Source organism: Streptomyces sp. BB1-1-1 (genome assembly GCF_031597775.1).
Taxonomy (GTDB): Bacteria; Actinomycetota; Actinomycetes; order Streptomycetales; family Streptomycetaceae; genus Streptomyces; species Streptomyces thinghirensis.
Genome location: NZ_CP134203.1, coordinates 5,016,544 through 5,032,913, shown reverse-complemented (window position 1 = coordinate 5,032,913; position 16,370 = coordinate 5,016,544). Strand labels below are relative to the sequence as shown.

The 16,370-nt window shown below is 73.2% G+C and carries 16 protein-coding genes; 13 read left to right on the top strand and 3 right to left on the bottom strand.

From position 1 onward, the window contains the following. Positions 1–5 precede the first annotated feature (5 nt). The 8 genes from bagC to RI578_RS23230 all read left to right on the top strand — a co-directional run bounded on the left by bagC (position 6) and on the right by RI578_RS23230 (position 8,230). Positions 6–1,112 carry a bagremycin/ferroverdin biosynthesis 3,4-AHBA synthase BagC/FevH gene (gene bagC / locus RI578_RS23265; RefSeq protein ID WP_121747566.1) on the top strand — a complete coding sequence of 369 codons (1,107 nt, stop codon included), beginning with the start codon at positions 6–8 and terminating at the stop codon, positions 1,110–1,112. 4 nt (positions 1,113–1,116) lie between these two features. Then, entirely contained in the window at positions 1,117–1,479 is a 363-nt protein-coding gene (locus RI578_RS23260) for an SAV_915 family protein (protein WP_310872881.1), read from the top strand. A 119-nt stretch (positions 1,480–1,598) separates the two neighbouring features. After that, positions 1,599–2,705, top strand: a complete 1,107-nt coding sequence (gene bagY / locus RI578_RS23255; RefSeq protein WP_310872880.1) for a LuxR family transcriptional regulator BagY/FevT — start codon at positions 1,599–1,601, stop codon at positions 2,703–2,705. A 202-nt stretch (positions 2,706–2,907) separates the two neighbouring features. Then, positions 2,908–3,597, top strand: coding sequence for a hypothetical protein (locus tag RI578_RS23250; RefSeq protein ID WP_310872879.1), 690 nt, complete (start codon positions 2,908–2,910; stop codon positions 3,595–3,597). 1 nt (position 3,598) lies between these two features. Beyond that, positions 3,599–5,281, top strand: a complete 1,683-nt coding sequence (locus RI578_RS23245; RefSeq protein ID WP_310872878.1) for a GH3 auxin-responsive promoter family protein — start codon at positions 3,599–3,601, stop codon at positions 5,279–5,281. 216 nt (positions 5,282–5,497) lie between these two features. Continuing rightward, positions 5,498–6,364 (top strand): SAM-dependent methyltransferase, encoded by an 867-nt coding sequence (locus RI578_RS23240; protein WP_310872877.1) that lies wholly within the window; start codon positions 5,498–5,500, stop codon positions 6,362–6,364. Beyond that, the gene (locus RI578_RS23235; RefSeq protein ID WP_310872876.1) at positions 6,361–7,500 is read left to right on the top strand and encodes a hypothetical protein; all 1,140 of its coding nucleotides are present in this window, start codon (positions 6,361–6,363) and stop codon (positions 7,498–7,500) included. The genes RI578_RS23240 and RI578_RS23235 overlap by 4 nt, the downstream gene beginning before the upstream one ends. Positions 7,501–7,525: 25 nt before the next feature. Then, positions 7,526–8,230 (top strand): DUF6182 family protein, encoded by a 705-nt coding sequence (locus RI578_RS23230; RefSeq protein ID WP_310872875.1) that lies wholly within the window; start codon positions 7,526–7,528, stop codon positions 8,228–8,230. Between the two features lie 48 nt (positions 8,231–8,278). On the opposite strand, the gene RI578_RS23225 is transcribed toward RI578_RS23230, so the two are convergent. Then, positions 8,279–10,450 (bottom strand): hypothetical protein, encoded by a 2,172-nt coding sequence (locus RI578_RS23225; RefSeq protein ID WP_310872874.1) that lies wholly within the window; start codon positions 10,448–10,450, stop codon positions 8,279–8,281. Between the two features lie 80 nt (positions 10,451–10,530). Next, the gene (locus tag RI578_RS23220) at positions 10,531–11,172 is read right to left on the bottom strand and encodes a helix-turn-helix domain-containing protein (RefSeq protein WP_310872873.1); all 642 of its coding nucleotides are present in this window, start codon (positions 11,170–11,172) and stop codon (positions 10,531–10,533) included. A gap of 69 nt (positions 11,173–11,241) precedes the next feature. Between RI578_RS23220 and RI578_RS23215 the strand changes: the two genes are divergently transcribed. The 3 genes from RI578_RS23215 to RI578_RS23205 are packed head-to-tail and all read left to right on the top strand — an operon-like array spanning position 11,242 to position 13,525. Further along, entirely contained in the window at positions 11,242–12,120 is an 879-nt protein-coding gene (locus RI578_RS23215; protein WP_310872872.1) for a virginiamycin B lyase, read from the top strand. Next, positions 12,117–12,776, top strand: coding sequence for a CatB-related O-acetyltransferase (locus RI578_RS23210; protein ID WP_310872871.1), 660 nt, complete (start codon positions 12,117–12,119; stop codon positions 12,774–12,776). The genes RI578_RS23215 and RI578_RS23210 overlap by 4 nt, the downstream gene beginning before the upstream one ends. Before the next feature lie 56 nt (positions 12,777–12,832). Continuing rightward, positions 12,833–13,525, top strand: a complete 693-nt coding sequence (locus RI578_RS23205) for a DUF5701 family protein (RefSeq protein WP_310872870.1) — start codon at positions 12,833–12,835, stop codon at positions 13,523–13,525. Between the two features lie 8 nt (positions 13,526–13,533). Here the strand turns inward: RI578_RS23205 and RI578_RS23200 are convergent, their stop codons facing one another. Then, on the bottom strand, positions 13,534–14,622 hold the full coding sequence (locus RI578_RS23200; RefSeq protein WP_310872869.1) for a PP2C family protein-serine/threonine phosphatase: 1,089 nt from the start codon (positions 14,620–14,622) through the stop codon (positions 13,534–13,536). Between the two features lie 179 nt (positions 14,623–14,801). On the opposite strand from RI578_RS23200, the gene RI578_RS23195 reads away from it, so the two are divergent. Together RI578_RS23195 and RI578_RS23190 are read left to right on the top strand one after the other, a co-directional pair. Then, complete coding sequence (locus RI578_RS23195; RefSeq protein WP_310872868.1) at positions 14,802–15,323, top strand: glutathione peroxidase; 522 nt, start codon at positions 14,802–14,804, stop codon at positions 15,321–15,323. A gap of 74 nt (positions 15,324–15,397) precedes the next feature. Continuing rightward, positions 15,398–16,258 carry a MerR family transcriptional regulator gene (locus tag RI578_RS23190; protein WP_310872867.1) on the top strand — a complete coding sequence of 287 codons (861 nt, stop codon included), beginning with the start codon at positions 15,398–15,400 and terminating at the stop codon, positions 16,256–16,258. Positions 16,259–16,370 lie beyond the last annotated feature (112 nt).

The window sequence follows — 16,370 nt, the reverse complement described above, 5'->3', positions numbered from 1 at the left end:
TGCACATGAAGCTCAGTTGGCTGGACATCCGAGGCGTCGACGAGGCGCGGGACGCCATCGTCCAGGAGGCGCTGCACCAGCGGGTCGACGGCATCGTCGCGGCGGACCCGGCATCCCTGGAGGGCCTGCCCCCGACCGTCACCAAGGTGCTGTTCCCCCGCGGCAAGACCCTCCCGGAGGACTTCGGCGAGGCCACCGTGGTCATCGTGGACCCCGACTTCCACAAGATCACCCCCGCCGAGCTGCGGCTCGCGCATCCGGGGCTGGAATTCGGCCGGTTCGTGGAGATCGTCGACGCGAAGACGCTGGAGGACGCCTGTCAGTCGGCGCGCACCGAGCAGTGGAGCCTGCTGCTGTTCCGCGACCCGACCAAGATCCCGCTGGAGATCGTCATCGCGGCGTCCGCCGCCGCCCGGGGCAGCCTGATCACGGTGGCGGCCGACGTCGAGGAGGCCGAGATCATCTTCGGCGTCCTTGAGCACGGCTCCGACGGCGTCATGATGGCGCCGCGCAAGGTCGGCGACGCCACCGCTCTGAAGGCCGTGGTCAACGCCGAGACCCCCGACCTGGTCCTGACCGAGCTGGAGGTCGTCGGCACGGAGCACGTCGGCATGGGCGAGCGTGCCTGCGTCGACACCTGCACGTACTTCCGCGAGGACGAGGGCATCCTGGTCGGGTCGCATTCCAAGGGCATGATCCTCTGCGTCAGCGAGACGCACCCGCTGCCGTACATGCCGACCCGCCCGTTCCGGGTGAACGCCGGCGCCATCCACTCGTACACGCTGTCCAAGGACGGCCGGACCAACTACCTCAGCGAGCTGAAGGCCGGCAGCAAGGTCGTGGCGTCCGACGTCGAGGGCCGCACCCGGCTCGTCACCGTCGGCCGGGTCAAGATCGAGACCAGGCCGCTGATCTCGGTGAACGCGGTCTCCACCGACGGCCGCGAGGTCAATCTGATCCTCCAGGACGACTGGCACGTGCGGGTGCTCGGCCCGGGCGGCAAGGTCCTCAACAGCACCGAGCTGAAGCCCGGCGACAAGGTGCTCGGCTTCCTGCCGACGGAGGACCGGCACGTCGGCTACCCGCTCGACGAGTTCTGCCTCGAGACGTGACGTAGTGGACGCGCTCCTGTATGTCCCGGTCCGGGTCGGCGACCTCGACGGCGCGGCGGCCGTCGTGCGTACGGCCCGGCCGGGCGCCGGTACGGAACGGGTCGGCCTCGCCTTCACCCGCGAGGAACGGCTCCGCGCCGCGCTGGGCCCCACCCAGCGGTGGATCCGGTTGTCCCGGCCCGCACTCCTGGCGCTGCTCGGGCCACTGGGCATCGAGCACATCCGGATCGACCCGCTCTACGTCGGGCCGGAGATGCCGAGGATGCCGGAGGCGGCCGGCCTGCCGACCGTGGACATCCGCGGGAACGGGCCCGTCCTGACCGGCCCGCGGCGGTACGCGCAGTGGCTCCCGGACGACGTGTGGTGACGGTCGGCCCCGGCCGGCGTCACCGCCCCGGAACCGCCAAGTGGCGTACGGTGGTGCCAGGTTGTGACAGGCAAGGCTGACTCTTCATCCGTCGACCACCCCGGAACGGAGTGCCGGAGATGCCCACTGCTCTCGGTCGCGACGAACTCCTCCTGCGCGCCGGACGCGCGGACAGCCCGCACACGCTGTTCAGCACGCTCGCGACACAACTGCGCAGGGCGGTCCCGTACGACGCCGCCGTCTGGCGGGCCACCGACCCGGAGACCGGCATGATCACGTCGCCGATCTTCGCGGAGAACATCGAGGATCACAGCTGTGCCGTCTACTGGCAGTACGAGCTGTTCACGGAGAAGATCAACCTGTTCCGGGACCTCGCGCTGGCGCCGGTACCGGTGGCCAGCCTGTGGGAGAGCACGGGGGGCGAGCCCGAGCGCAGCTCCCTGTACCGGGGTTTTCTGGCGCCGCGCGGGGTGCACGACGAGTTGCGGGCCGTGCTGCGGGTGGACGGCCGGCCCCACGGGTACATCAGCCTGTTCCGGGAGAAGGGGCGGGCCGAGTTCTCCACCGGGGAGCGCAGGTTCATGGAGGACCTGGGCACGCCCGTCGCCCGCCTGCTCAGGGCGTACGCCAAACAGCGCCCCGAGCCCTCCGGCGACGCTCTGACCGGCACCGGGCTGCTGCTGTTCGACGCCGAGGGCGCCCTCGTCTCGGTCAACGACGAGGCACGGCGCTATCTGGAGGAGATGCCGCAGGGTCCCGCCTCGCTCACCGCGCTCGGTCTGCGCGTACCCCTGTGGGTGCACGGCACCGCGATGCGGGCCAGGGCGATCGCCGAGGAGCGCGGCGGGGACACCGCGCGGATCAGGATGCGCACCCGCACCGGCCGCTGGCTGGTGTGCCACGCGTCCTGCCTGCGCGGGGCCGACGGGCGCCCGGGAGCCTCCGCGGTGATCATCGAACGCGCCCCGGTCTCCGACGTCACGCCGCTCGTCGTGCAGGCCTACGAGCTGTCGGAACGGGAGCTGGAGGTCACCCGGCGGGTGGCGCGCGGCCTGTCCACCAGCGGGATCTCCGAGGAGCTGCACCTGTCGCCGCACACGGTGCGCGACCACATCAAGGCGATCTTCGAGAAGCTCGGCGTGTCCAGCCGCGGCGAGTTGGTGGGCCGGCTGTTCACCGAGTACTACGAGCCCGTGGGTTCGTCCCCCACCGGCCGGCGGAGCTAGGCCCCGGCCCGCCGCCGCCGATCAGGCGCCGGGCCCCGGGCCCGGCACGCGCGCCGAAGGAACCGGCACCACCCGAAGAACCGACCGCACCGCGGCCCCGCGCGGGCCGCCGCCCGAGCGGCCGTGCCCGCGCGCGCCCGCGGCCGTGCGCGGGGCCGGCATGTGCTCGAACCGGCTGCGGATGAGCTACCAGGAAGTGAAGATGCCGACCTTATCCATGCCGTACGGCGCCCCGCCGTACGCGCCGCCCCGGGCCGACGGCCCGGAATTCACCGTCCTGCTCGGCCCGGACTACTCGGGCAAGTCGTCGGTGCTGCGGCGTCTCGCCGACAGCGGTCGCTGGACGGTGGTCACCTGCGACCAGACGCCGCTCGACACCGATTACGCGCTGATCGGCCGAGCCCGCCGGGAACTGCTGTCCGAGGCGCTGAAAGCACCGGCCGGACGCTACTCGCCGGACATCCTCCTCACCCTGATGCAGCTGGCCGTGGTGCACATGCGCGACCGCGTGACCGGCGCCCCGCCCGGCCGCCCGGTGATCGTGGACTCCTACTACCTGAAGATCATGGCCAAGTGCACGCTGCTCGGGTACGCCAATCCGTCGCTGTTCTCCTGGTGGCGGTCGTTCCCGCGGCCCGCCCGGGTCGTCTACCTCGACGTTCCGCCCGCCGTCGCCTGGGAGCGCAGCGGGCGGGGAGCGGCGTTGAACCCGATGGAGCACTACGGCGACACACCCACCGAGGAAGCGTTCACCCGGTTCCAGGACGACCTGCGCGACATGCTGCACGCGGAGGTGGCGGGCATGGAAGTGACCACCCTCGAACCGGGCTCCGGCATCGACCGTGCCGTCGAAGCCGTCGTGCACGCGACGGGACATCGGGCCGGTGTCTGACATGGAAGCGGAACTGTTCCCCGCGTACCGGGAAAGGGTGCTGGCCGAGCGGGACGGGCTGCGAGAGGCGCTCGGCGACGTGCGGGCGGCACAGGACGGCGCCCTGCGGCACCTGCTGAGCGCGAACGCCGACACCGAATTCGGGCGGCGGCACGGCTTCGCCCGCTGCCGGAATGTCGACGACTTCCGCGCGGCCGTCCCCATCGCCGACTACGAGGCCCTCGGCCCCTGGATGGAGGCCGCCGCGGCCGGCCGGCCCAACGTGCTGAGCGCCGATCCCCCCGTGGTCTTCTTCAAGAGCAGCGGCAGCACCGGCGACAGCAAACGGATACCGGTCACCCGGGAGTTCATGCGGACCTCCTTCTTCCCGCCCTACTACGCGGCCTGGGCGAACATCGTCGAGCACCATCCGGAAGCCGTCCGCAGGCCCGACGCCACGCTCAACCTCAAGCACGACCCCGCGCCCGCCGCGGACGCGACCCGCTCCGGACGCCCCCATCTCGGCGCCAGCCAGGTCGACTTCGGCCGGGCCTTCGGTGAGCGGCTGGCGGCGGAGCCGGGCAGCCGCGCCCCCTGGACCACCCTGCCGTCGTTCGTGGACCCGGCCGACCACCCGCGGCGCGACTACGTACGGCTGCGCGCCGCCATGGCGCACGACGTGCGCTGCGTCATCGGCATCAACCCCGCCGTGGTGGCCGCGCTGCCCCACCAACTGGTGCAGTGGTGGCCGCGCCTGGTCAAGGACGTGTACGACGGCACGGTCGACGGCCGTCCGGGGCCCGCCCCCGACCCGGAGCGCGCCCGGCTGCTGGACCGGCTCGCCGAACGCGCGGGCGCCCCGCTGCCCGCCCATGTCTGGCCGCGCATGGAAGTGCTGTTCTGCTGGACCACCGGACTGGCCTCCCTCTACCTCCCCCGGCTGCGCGAGTCGTTCGGGCCCGGGGTGAGCGCGCTGCCCGCTCCCGCGGCGGCGTCGGAGGGCTTCGTCGCCGTGGCGCTGGACCGGCATCCCACGGCCGGCTCGCCCGCGGTCACCGGCGGGCTGCTGGAGTTCGTCGACGCCGACGAGGAACTGTCGCCCGGCAGCGACACGCTGCTCTGCGACGAACTGGCGACGGGCGGCGAGTACCACGTCGTCCTCAGCCATGTCGGCGGCCTCTACCGGTACGCCCTCGGCGACGTGGTGCGCGTCGTGGACCGGGCCGGGGGCGTGCCCCGGCTCGAGTACGCCGGCCGGCGCACCCTGTCCGACGCCGCCGGTGAGCGGCTGCGCGAGGGGCACGTGGTGAGCGCCCTGCACGGTGCGACGCGTGCCACCGGCCTGGAGATCCGCAACGCCACCTGCCGGGTGGCCGGGCGCCCCGCGCGGCCGGGCGCGCCGGAGCCCGGTGCGGACGGCCCGCGGCGGTACGCCTTCGCCGTGGAGCCGTTCGGCCGCTGGTCGCAGCAGGAGAGCGAGGCGTTCGCCCGGGCCCTGGACAGCGCGCTCGGCGGGCGGTCCGACGGCTACCGGGCGGCTCGCGCGAGCGCCCGCCTCGGCGCCGTCGACCTGCACCGCGTGGCGCCCGGCGGCTTCGCCGCCGACTGGCAGGCCAGGGTCGCCGGGGGCACGCGGCCGGCGCAGGTGAAGGACCGGGTCTTCCAGAACGACGACGCGGCGTGGCACCGGCTGCTGGGCACCTGAAGGGGCGCCCGCACCCGCCGGGCGCCGGCCACCACAGGCGGGCGGACCCTTCCCGACCCCAGAACGAGCACCCGCACCCGCCAGGCACCGGCAGAACAGGCGGGCGCGCCCTTCCCGACGCCTGAACGGGCCTCCGCGCCCGCCGGCAAAGGCGGCGGCCGACGCCGACCGGCACCTTCCCCCCTCCCACCCCCTCCCCTTCTTCAAGGAGCAAGCGTGGAAACCCTCGACGCGGTCGCCAGGACCTCCCTCCTCACGGCGGCTCTGCGGGCCCAGGAGAGCCGGCGCCCGGACCGGTTGTTCCGGGACCCGTTCGCCGCCCGGCTGGCCGGCGTCCTCGGCACCGACCTGTTCGGCCGGATCGGCGACGCCACCCGGCCGAACCGCGCCGGCCCCGCGGCGCCCGTACCGAGCACGTTCGCCTACAACGCGATCAGGACCCGGTACTTCGACGACCTCCTGCTCGCCCGCGCCGCGGAGGCCGACCGCCCCCAGGTCGTGATCGCCGCGGCCGGCATGGACACCCGGGCCCACCGGCTGCCCTGGCCGTGCCCGGTCGACGTCTTCGAACTCGATCGCGCGGACGTCCTCGCGGCCAAGGAGTCGGTGCTGCGCGCCGAGCCGCCGCCCCCGCGGGCGACCCGGCACCGGGTCGGCGCCGACCTGCTCGGCCCGGACTGGACCGCCGCGCTCACCGAGGCCGGCTACGACCCCGGCCGGCCCTCCGTCTGGCTGCTCGAAGGATTCCTCTACTACCTCACGCGGGAGCAGGTCCGCCAGGTGCTGGACCGGGTGCGGGACGCCACCGCGCCCGGCAGCACGGTCGCCGCGGACCTGGTCAGCGCCACGGCCCTCACCGCACCCGCCGTCGCGCCGCTGCTCGCGGTGTTCGAGAGCTGGGGCTGCCCGTGGCTGTCCGGGCACGACGAGCCGGAGGCGCTCTTCGCCGAGCACGGCGTCGAGGCGACGGTCCTGCAGGCCGGGGAGCCCGGCGCCGACTTCGGCCGCTGGCCCGACCCGGTCCCCCCGCGGGACGTTCCCGGGGTCGGGCGCGTCTTCCTCGTCCACGGCCGGCGCCTGTGACCGCGCCCCGCCCCAGATTGCTGATCGCGCCGGTCACCGTCACCCCCACCAAGGCGCTCGGCCTCAGCCACCTCAAGGGGCTGCTGTGGGTGGACGTCATGTACCGCGCCACGCGGATGCTGGACGACCACGACGTCGACTACCTCTACAGCAACACGACCTTCAACGGCACCCGGCAGACCGCCGGCTTCTGGGAGTACCTCGACCGCGTCCACGGCGACGCCGACCTGAGCGCCGCCACCGAGGACGAAGTGGGCCTGCTCTACACGGAGTTCCAGACCCGCGGCGACCCGCCCGGCGACGCTGCCCTGCTGCCGTACGTCCGCGCCGTCGAGCAGACCGGCTGGACCCACCCGGTGAGCCGGCGGCTGCTGGAGCTGTGGCGCGGCCACTTCGCCTGGCTGGGCATGCACGACCCGGGTCTCACCGCCACGCGGCGGCCGGGGCTCGAGTTCGAGGAGACGGTCGAACGGCTCGCCAAGCACGGACTCTGCCTGGACACGCGCGACGACGGCGGCCCCGTCTACCTGGACGCCACCGCCCAGGGACTGCCGCTGCGCCCCGCCACGTCCGCCACGGGCCGCCCCAACTACCTGGGCTACGCCCTGCGGGACCTGCTGCCGGCGGTGGAGGAGTACGACGAGATCGTCCTGCTCCACGACCGCGAGCTGACGGAGGACTACGTCCTGCTGCAGAAACTCCTCGGTGCGCTCGGCGGCGCCCGTGCGCACCGGGTCTGTCTGGACCGGGTTCCGCTGGACGGCGCGGTGCGCTCCAGCCGGCACGGCGTCGCCCACGCGCACACCGTCGCCGGGCTGGCCGGCGCGCTGCGGGACCACGCGTCACCGGAGGCCGTCCGGCTCGGCACGAGGCTGTACTTCGTCGCCGGGCTCGGCAAGGGCGTGAACGGGCAGTCCTACCGCGAGGACCTCCTGCGCCAGACCGTCGAGCGCGCCGCCGGACTGCTGGCCCGCGAGGACCCGCCGTCCGCCCCGGACGCCCCGGACGCCCCGGAGTTCGTGCGCCGGCAGACCGGCGGGCGGGCCCACGTGGATGCCTACCGGCTCACCTCCGCGCTGCTGCGCAGGCACCAGCGGGTGCCGCTGCGCGCCGTGGCCTCCGCCGTCTACCTCTGACCGCCCGGCAGAAGGGGCACCACCCGTGTTCACCCAGCAGTACCTCCGGGAGCACGCCGAACGCCGCGTCCGGGCCGCGCACGCCGGTCGGGCGGCCGAGCCGGGCCGGACGGCCGTGACGGTCGTGCTGCGGCGCTTCGAGCCCACGACGTTCGCGCGGTCCGCGGTGGCCTACGCCCTGAACCTGCCGGACACGCTGAGCGAGCCGTGGCTGCGCTCCTACACCCGTACGGTCTTCCTCTCCGGCAACCCCGACAACCTCCGCACGCGATTCGCCTTCCACCACGTCAGCGCGGACGGCGCCATGGCGTGGACGCTGCCCGAGGACTCCGGCGAGACCCCGCCGCTGCGGCGTCTGCTGCGGCTCTTCCCCGCGGCCGCCCTGCCCCCGCTGCCCGCCCGGATCGAGATTCCGCCCCGGGCCCGCGCCGGTGCGGACCTCCGCACGGCACGGCTCGACGTCGTCACCACCCGGGTGTCCCTGGCCGACTACCTCGTGCACGTCCATCACGCCCTGACCGAGGCGGTCCTGTCCGGGGTGATCGGCGCGGGCACCGGAGTCGTGCTCCGGCACCTGCCCCGACTCGACCCGGCCGAGGGGCCCTACGCGATGCTGCGCGCCGTCCCCGACCGGGACGCGGCCGACGGCCGGCTGCGCGCCTGCGCGGGCGTCGCCCGGTGCGACGTTGAAGGCGAGGAAAGCGAAGGGACTTGGGTTCATTTAGAGTGAAATGAGAAGGAAGCCCCTTCATGGCCTCGCCGCGGGCAACGCTAGCACTCAGCCCGGTATCAGGTCGCGCAGATTTTCGAGGGTGACGACCCGGGAGTCCGGGTGCAGCCCCTCGGGGCGTTCGAGACCGATGTACGTCACGGGCTCGTCCGGGACCGGCTCGCCGTCCCACAGGTCCATGGCCGTGGTGTCGCGGGACATCAGGTCGATCAGGTACCCGACCGTGAGCTGTTCGCGCTCCACGAGGGCACGCACCACCTTGGACACCGACACCTGGTTCTCCTCGACCCGGTTCGCGTACGAGAGCCCCTTCAGGTGCAGGTGCAGCCACTTGGCACGCCACCTGCCGTCGTCCCCACGCCGGAAGACGAGCGGCAGCGCCACCCGGCCCGTCCCGCGCAGCTCCGACTTCATCCGCACCGTGCGCGGTTCGAACGGACGGCCCTTCTGCTCACCGTCGCGCAGCATGAACCCGAAGAACGACTCCTCGACCTCCTCGAAGCTCTCGCCCGCGTAGATGTTGACCTGCGGAACGACGAACGTGCCGCGCACCCGGTCCAGGGACAGCTCGATGAACTCCGAGGCCCCGTCGGGCGCCTCGGTGACATCGCCCGAGTGCTCGCCCCCGACGGCTGTGAGGGCCGTGTAGGAGAGCCAGGAGTCGGTGCTGTAGTCGCTGTGCAGGAGCAGGGCCGACAGGTCGTAGTCGGTCCGCTCCCCGGTCTCCTTCCAGTACACGAAGAAGCGCAGCCGTTCGCCGTCGATCTCCGAGACCGAGCCCCGCGGCAGTACGCCGAACCCGGCCGCGGTCGCCCTGCCGCTGAGCGGGAGCGACACGTCGAGGACGTCGGGGTCGACCAGCAGCCGGCCCGGCGCCGGGAGCCGACGGCGCGTCTCGGCGTCGAGGGCGGCGATCAGGCGGTCGCGGTCGCCGGCCGGTATCGCGGGCCGGACGTCGCGGGCGGCCCAGGCGCGGCCCCGGCGGTTGACGAAGATGCGGGGTTCGTCGGTCTCCCGCTCCCGGTTGTGGAAGTGTTCACGGACCGAGAGGACGACCCGGCCGGAGACCTCGGGAGCGACCTCCACCGCGGCGGCCACCACCGCGTCCCGCTCCTCCTGGTCGGCGGCGATGCGCAGCAGGAGGTCCAGGGCGCGGAACAGCCTGCCGGGAGCGGACTTCAGCAGCTTCACCGCACCGGGGACGTCGAAGTCGTCGAGCAGCTGCTCGAGGCGGCTGCCGAAGGACCGCGCCTCCTTCTCGCCCCGCGCGACGGCGAACACGTCGGCGGCGTGCGGCCAGCGCGGGTACTCGTGCGGATGGAGACGCTCACCGAGCCGCTTGAAGGGCTCCCGGTGCGCGTGCACGTCGGCGAGCTTCGCGGGGTTCGCCGCGACCACCGCGTCGAGGCCCGCGAGCAGCCCCCGGCGCACCGGCCGCGACAGCTTCCGGAACCGGGTCGGCTCCTGGAGCGTCACGTCGCCGCCCGACAGCGCGCAGGCCAGCCGGAGCACATCGGTGACGGTGTCCAGCAGCAGGCCGGCGCCGACGCCGAGGCGGGCCTCGTTGACGACCGCCCGGTTCTCCCGGACGGGGATGGACTCCGGCTGGGGGCCGAGCGCGCATCGCTCGGCGAGAACCTTGAGGTCGCGCAGGTGGTCCTCGCCCAGTGGCGTCGTGCTGCCCGCCAGGGCCAGGTACAGGTCGGTGAGTTCGCCGTCCAGGTCCCGTCCGAGATGCAGGACGGTCACCCGGTCGCCCGCCGCGGCGATCAGCTCGTCCTGTGCCGCGAGCATCTCCTCGTAGGTGTGCTGGTAGCGGCCGTACGTGGGGAGGCTGAGCAGGTCCAGCACCCCGTGCGCCAGCTGCGTCAGCACGCTCTCGCGCGACGTGTCGTCGCCGAGCGCCTCCGCCACGCACCGCGCCCAGAACTCCTCGGTGTCCGGCACGTTCGCCGGGAAGTCGATGAAGTACGCGTTGTGCCGGACGTGGTCGCCCACCATCTCGCTCACGGTGGGCAGCGTCCGCTCGGCCAGGTGCACGACCGCGGCCCCGGACAGCCCGGACAGCCGCTCCAGCAGCTCGGCCGAGAGCTTGAAGCCCACGGAGGTCAGCGCCGCGTCGAACTGCCGTGCGGCGGCGGCCCCTTCACCGGCGGGGCCCTCGGGGACGGGGAGGCGGCGGGTGTGCCGGATGACCAGCGATTCGGGACTGTGCGCCATTCGGGGATGATCGCAGAGGTGTACGAGCCGACGCACAGGAGTTTTGGCGGCGGCGACGGCCTTGGTCTCGGCGGGGCGGCTCAGGAGCGGCCGTACTCCGCCAGGGCCGGTGTCAGCAGGTCGAAGGCGCGCGGCGCCTCCCGCGTCAGCACCTGAGCGATCTCCGGGTTGGCCGAGCCGGCCAGCGTCAGTTCCTGGATGCGGGAGAACAGGACCCGGTGGACTCCGCCCAGCAGTGCCGCGGCCGTGCGGGGCGTGATGTCGTCGGGCGAGGTGTCCGTCGCCGCGGCCAGGGCCGCGGTCAGTGCCTCCTCCCGCCGGTCGTGGAGGCCGCGCAGGCAGGAGGTGAGGGTGGGGCTGTCGGCGATCATGCGGGTGAAGGCCGGGCCGGCGAAGCCCGCGACCGGGTCCTGGGCCGCCACCGACGCCATGAAGGCACGGCGCAGGGCCGCGAGCGGGGTCTCGCCCGGTGCGCGCGCGGTCACGGTGCCGGCCAGGGCGGCGACGAATTCGTCCTGGTGGTCGAGGGCCAGGTCCTCCTTGCGCGGGAAGTAGTTCGTCACCGTCTTCTTGGCGACGCGGGCGGCGTCGGCGATCTCCGCGATCGTCGTGCGCTCGAAGCCCTGCTCGATGAAGAGCCTGGTCGCGTGGCCGGAGATCAGTTGCCGCGTCTCGCGCTTCTTGGTCTCACGGAGGCCAGGCGCCGGTGTGTTCAGGTCCATGGGTGAATCTTACCCCGGTAGCATATTTATATTGACAGCTAATATGCTCTCTACGTAAGCTTACTCTCGATGAACGAATTAACCGTACGGGAGTTCACCGTCAGCAGCCCGGACGCCGGCCCCTACGCCCTCGCCGAAGGGCCGGACGGCGCCCTCTGGTTCACCCTCGTCCACCAGGACGCCGTAGCCCGCCGGGACCCGGGCGACGGGAGTGTCACCGTCCACCCGGTCGGAGCCGGGCCGACCGTGATCGCGCCGGGCCCGGACGGAGCGATGTGGTTCACCGAGTACCGGGCGCACCGCGTCGGCCGTATCGCCCCCGACGGCGGCTACTCCTCCTTCGCGCCCCTGACCCCCGAGGGCGGGCCGTTCGGGATCGTCGCCGGGCCGGACGGAGCCATGTGGTTCACGCTGTCCGGCGTCGACCGCGTCGGCCGCGTCACCATGGCCGGCGAGGTCACCGAGTACCCGGCGCCCGGCGCCTTCCCGTCGGCCGTCACGGTCGGCCCGGACGGGGCCCTGTGGTGCACCCTCAACCAGCAGAACGCCGTCGGACGGCTGACCACCGACGGCCGCGGCACCGCCCACCCCCTGCCGACCGAGGGCGCCGCGCCGGTGGGCATCACCGCGGGGCCCGACGGCGCGCTGTGGTTCACCGAGATCGGGGCCGGGCGGATCGGCCGGATCACCGTGGACGGCGAGATCACCGAGTACCCGCTGCCCGACCCCGCGGCCCGGCCGCACGCGGTCACGGCCGGGCCCGACGGCGCGCTGTGGTTCACCGAGTGGGGCAGTGGCCGGGTCGGCCGGATCACCGTCGACGGCCGCGTCACCTCGTACCCGCTGTCCCGCCCCGACAGCGAACCGCACGGCATCGCCCGGCACGACGGCACCGTGTGGTGCGCCCTGGAAACCGGCTCCCTGGCCAGGATCGAGGTCACCGCATGACCGACCCCGCAACCGCTCCCGACCCCGGCGTCCTGCACCCGCTCGCGCAGCACCCCCGGGTCGTCCTCCTCAAGCCGCTCGTCACCGACGAACGCATCCAGGTCGGCGACTTCACCTACTACGACGATCCCGACGACGCCACCGCCTTCGAGACGCGCAACGTGCTCTACGCCTACGGGCCGGAGAAGCTGATCATCGGCAGGTACTGCGCGATCGCCTCCGGCACCCGGTTCCTGATGGCCGGGGCGGAGCACCCCACCATGGGCGTGTCGACGTTCCCGTTCACCATGTTCGGCGGCGCCTGGGCCGAGGCCACGCTCGACCTCGTCACCGGCATGCCCAGCCGCGGTGACACGGTCGTCGGCAACGACGTGTGGTTCGGCCACGGCGTCACCGTCATGCCCGGCGTGCGCGTCGGGGACGGGGCGATCGTCGCCGCGGGGGCGGTGGTCACCGCCGACGTCGCGCCGTACACCGTCGTCGGCGGCAATCCCGCCCGGCCCATCCGCAGCCGGTACGACGCCGACGACGTCGCGCGGCTTCAGCGGGCCGCGTGGTGGGACTGGCCTCTCGAGCTGGTCACCCGCCATGTCCGGACGATCATGTCGGGCAGCCCGGCCGACATCGAGGCCATCGCGACGAAGGAGCTCTCCTGACCGGCACCAGCCACATTCCCGGCCGCCCCGCGACAGGCTCGACGGAAGGAACCCGCTTGACCGACCGAACGCACCACACCAACGACTCCCCCGTCCTCGACGCCGCCGCCGAGTTCGACCGGCAGGTGCGTACGCTCGTCGCGCTCGGCTACCCGGCGCTCTCCGGGCGCACGGAGGAGGAGTTCGCCGAGCTGGTGGCGCCCCTGCGCGCCGAGGCCGTGGCCCACGCGGGCGACCCGGGCCAGGAGCACGACGCCGCCGCGTCCGGCCGGGTGCCCTTCGTCCTGGTCGTCGCCCGCGAACTCGCCCCGATCGAGCGGACCGTGCCGCTGACCACGCTGCACGGCGGTCGGCTGCCCGGGTTCGTCGACCGCAGCTTCGAGCCCGGCTCGCTGGAGCGGTTCGTCGCCACCGAGGAGGCCGCGCCGCCCTCCCCGGACGGCGTCCACCTGCTGTTCGACGTCGAGCGCGGGGAGGAGTTCTGCGGGGTCGTGCCGGGCGACGCGATGGCCACCGTCGCCGAGCGGGGCCGCACTCCGCTCACCATCGAGGAGGGCGTCGCGCTGCTGACGCACGTGCCGCGGATCCTGGTCAAGAACAAGTGCTTCTCGCTGGGCGGCTCACGGTCCGGCGACCGCCGGGTCCCGGCGATCTGGATCAGCCAGAAGGCCCCGAAGCTCGGCTGGTGCTGGGAGGGCAACCCGCACACCTGGCTCGGCATGGCGTCGGCCGGCGGCCGGCGGGCCTGACCGGACGCTCACGCCGGTCCGGCCGCTGCCCCGCCGTCATCGCCCTGGTACCGCAGCAGCAGCATCGCGGCGTCGTCGTGATGCGGTCCGGCCGCGTGCCGCACCAGGTCCTCGCGGAGGGCGTCCAGGGCCCGGTGGACGTCGGGGTCCTTCAGGAGGTGGGCGCGTTCGGCGAGCGGGTAGAAGCCGCCCTCCTCGTCCCGGGCCTCCGTCACGCCGTCGGTGTAGAGGAGCAGCTGGTCGCCGGGGGTGAAGGGCACCGAGAACAGCTCCGGGCCGGGGCCGCCGTGTGCGGCCAGGCCCAGCGGGAGGGCGTAGGAGGGCGGCTCCGGGAAGTCGGCGGTGCCGTCGCGGTGGACGACCATCGGGGCCGGGTGGCCGTAGTTGAGGAGGACGACCTGGTGGTCGTAGCCGATCTCGGCGACGATCGCGGTCACGAACTTCTCGTCCTCCAGCTCGCGGGCGACGCTGCGTTCCAGCCGCTCGCCGAGCTTGACCAGGTCCTTCTCGTCGTACGCCGCCTCCCGGAAGGCGCCGAGGACCCTGGCCGCGGTCTCCACCGCCGCCAGGCCCTTGCCCTGCACGTCGCCCACGATCACCCGGACGCCGTGCGGGGAGGCCATCACCTCGTACAGGTCGCCGCCGATCCGGGCCTCGGCGAGCGCCGAGGTGTACGAGACGGCCGCGTGCAGCGGGCCGGCGGTCAGCGGTACCGGGCGCAGCAGGACCCGCTGGGCCGCCTCCGCGATCGACCGCACGTTGGCCAGCTCCGTCTCGCGGCGCGAGCGCATCACGGCCGCCGCGATCCCGACGCCGGTCACCCCGGCCACCGACGCCATGGCGGTGAAACCGCGCGGACGGTCGAAGAGTCCGTTGTACAGGCCGAGGCTCACGCAGAGCGCCAGCGCGACCAGTCCGATCACCGCCGTACGCCGCCAGCCGCCGACCAGACTGGCGAACGCCGGTCCCAGCGAAACCAGCGGCAGGAGCCCCACCCCCGGCCCGGCCGTGACGTCCACGACGGCGACCACGGCCATGGCCGCCACGGGCATCCAGGACAGCATCACGGAACTGGACGGCGACTTCTTCACGGTCATGACTACTCCGGTGTCGCAGCGCTCAAGAGTCGCCTCTTCCCTGTTCTCAGGCGTCCCTCCCCAGTCTCTTAGACTATGCAACGGTTTGTTGGCGCAGGAGTTCCCGAGCGGTCCTTAACCCAATCGAGGCCGAGTGACGCGCCCGCCGGCACGACATGTCGCGGGGCTAGCATCCGGACATGACGACCTCAGAGAACACGCAGCGCGATGACAGCCTCCCCCTCGACGTCGGGATCGGCGCCCTCCAGGGCGGATCCGCCGACCTCTCCCAGTACGCGGGCCGGGTCGTACTGGTGGTCAACGTGGCCTCCAAGTGCGGGCTCACCCCGCAGTACGCCGGCCTGGAGCGGCTGCACGAGCGGTACGCGGAACAGGGCTTCACCGTGCTCGGCGTGCCCTGCAACCAGTTCATGGGCCAGGAGCCGGGCAGCGCCGACGAGATCGCCGAGTTCTGCTCGGCGACGTACGGCGTGACCTTCCCGATGACCGAGAAGGTGGACGTCAACGGGGAGGGCCGGCATCCGCTGTACGACCGGCTGACGGGCTTCGCCGACGCCGAGGGGCACAGCGGGGACATCCGCTGGAACTTCGAGAAGTTCCTGATCGGGCGGGACGGCAAGGTCGCCGCGCGGTTCTCGCCGCAGGCCAAGCCGGAGTCGGCCGAGGTCGTGGCGGCCGTGGAGGAGCGGCTGGCGGGTTGACCTTGCCCCTGGGGCAGGCCCGAGCGTCGTCGTCGCCGGGCGGAACAGGCCGCCCGGTGACGGAGGATGACGACGTGGACGATGCACGCGACGACGAGTTGCTGACCATCGGGGCGTTCGCCGCGCGGGCCCGGCTGTCGGCCAAGGCTCTCAGGCTGTACGACCGTATGGGCCTGCTGGTGCCCGACCATGTGGACGAGGCCACCGGCTACCGCTATTACCGCACCCGGCAGACCGAACGCGCCCGGCTCGTGGCCCTGCTGCGCCAGCTGGACATGCCGCTCGCGAAGGTCGCGGAGGTGGTCCACGCGGACGGGCCCGGGGCCGCCGTGCTGCTCGACGCCTACTGGGCGGGAGTGGAGGCCCGGGTGGCCGGGCAGCGGACGCTCGCCGACTACCTCCGTGGACGTCTTTCGGGGAGGAGCTCCGAGGTGTACGGAAAGTTCGTGGTCGAGACGGTGGACGTGCCCGCGCAGGTGGTGATCAGCGAGACCCGGCACACGCTGGCGGGCGAGCTGCCGGCGTGGATCGGTGCCTCGCTGACCCGGCTGGAGGAGGCGGCGCGGGGCTGCGGGGGTGTGACGGCGGCGCCGTTCGTCGTCTACCACGCCGAGGTGTCGATGGAGAGTGACGGCCCGGCGGAGTCGTGCGTGCCGGTCGCCGACGAGGCGGCGGCCCGGGCGTGGAGCGAGGAGCGGGGGCGGGCCTGGCAGTCGCAGGTGCGGGTGGAGCCGGCCCGGCGGCTGGCCTACACCCGGATCACGAAGGCGCAGGTGGCCCATCCGCAGATCCTGGCCGCCTTCGAGGCGGTGGAGGAGTGGGTCGCCGCTCAGGGTCTGACGGTGGCGGGTCCTTGCCGTGAGGTGTACTTCGCCGACTGGGAGGCGTCGGGCCCCGAGGACCCGGTGTGCGACATCGCGTTCCCCGTGAGCTGAGCGCGACGGAGCTGAGTTGGGCCGACGCGGGGTCGGGACTGAACAGAGCCCTCTCGGCAAGGTCGGCGAACTGGTCGAGAGGGCTCCGTCGGCGGTGCTGGTGGGCGGAGCG

Excerpts from the sequence above, each read along its gene's own strand:
- RI578_RS23220 (WP_310872873.1), bottom strand. The coding sequence starts at position 11,172 with ATGGACCTGAACACACCGGCGCCTGGCCTCCGTGAGACCAAGAAGCGC.
- bagY (WP_310872880.1), top strand. The coding sequence starts at position 1,599 with ATGCCCACTGCTCTCGGTCGCGACGAACTCCTCCTGCGCGCCGGACGC.
- RI578_RS23215 (WP_310872872.1), top strand. The coding sequence starts at position 11,242 with ATGAACGAATTAACCGTACGGGAGTTCACCGTCAGCAGCCCGGACGCC.
- RI578_RS23195 (WP_310872868.1), top strand. The coding sequence starts at position 14,802 with ATGACGACCTCAGAGAACACGCAGCGCGATGACAGCCTCCCCCTCGAC.
- RI578_RS23245 (WP_310872878.1), top strand. The coding sequence starts at position 3,599 with ATGGAAGCGGAACTGTTCCCCGCGTACCGGGAAAGGGTGCTGGCCGAG.
- RI578_RS23250 (WP_310872879.1), top strand. The coding sequence starts at position 2,908 with ATGCCGACCTTATCCATGCCGTACGGCGCCCCGCCGTACGCGCCGCCC.
- RI578_RS23210 (WP_310872871.1), top strand. The coding sequence starts at position 12,117 with ATGACCGACCCCGCAACCGCTCCCGACCCCGGCGTCCTGCACCCGCTC.
- bagC (WP_121747566.1), top strand. The coding sequence starts at position 6 with ATGAAGCTCAGTTGGCTGGACATCCGAGGCGTCGACGAGGCGCGGGAC.
- RI578_RS23200 (WP_310872869.1), bottom strand. The coding sequence starts at position 14,622 with ATGACCGTGAAGAAGTCGCCGTCCAGTTCCGTGATGCTGTCCTGGATG.
- RI578_RS23225 (WP_310872874.1), bottom strand. The coding sequence starts at position 10,450 with ATGGCGCACAGTCCCGAATCGCTGGTCATCCGGCACACCCGCCGCCTC.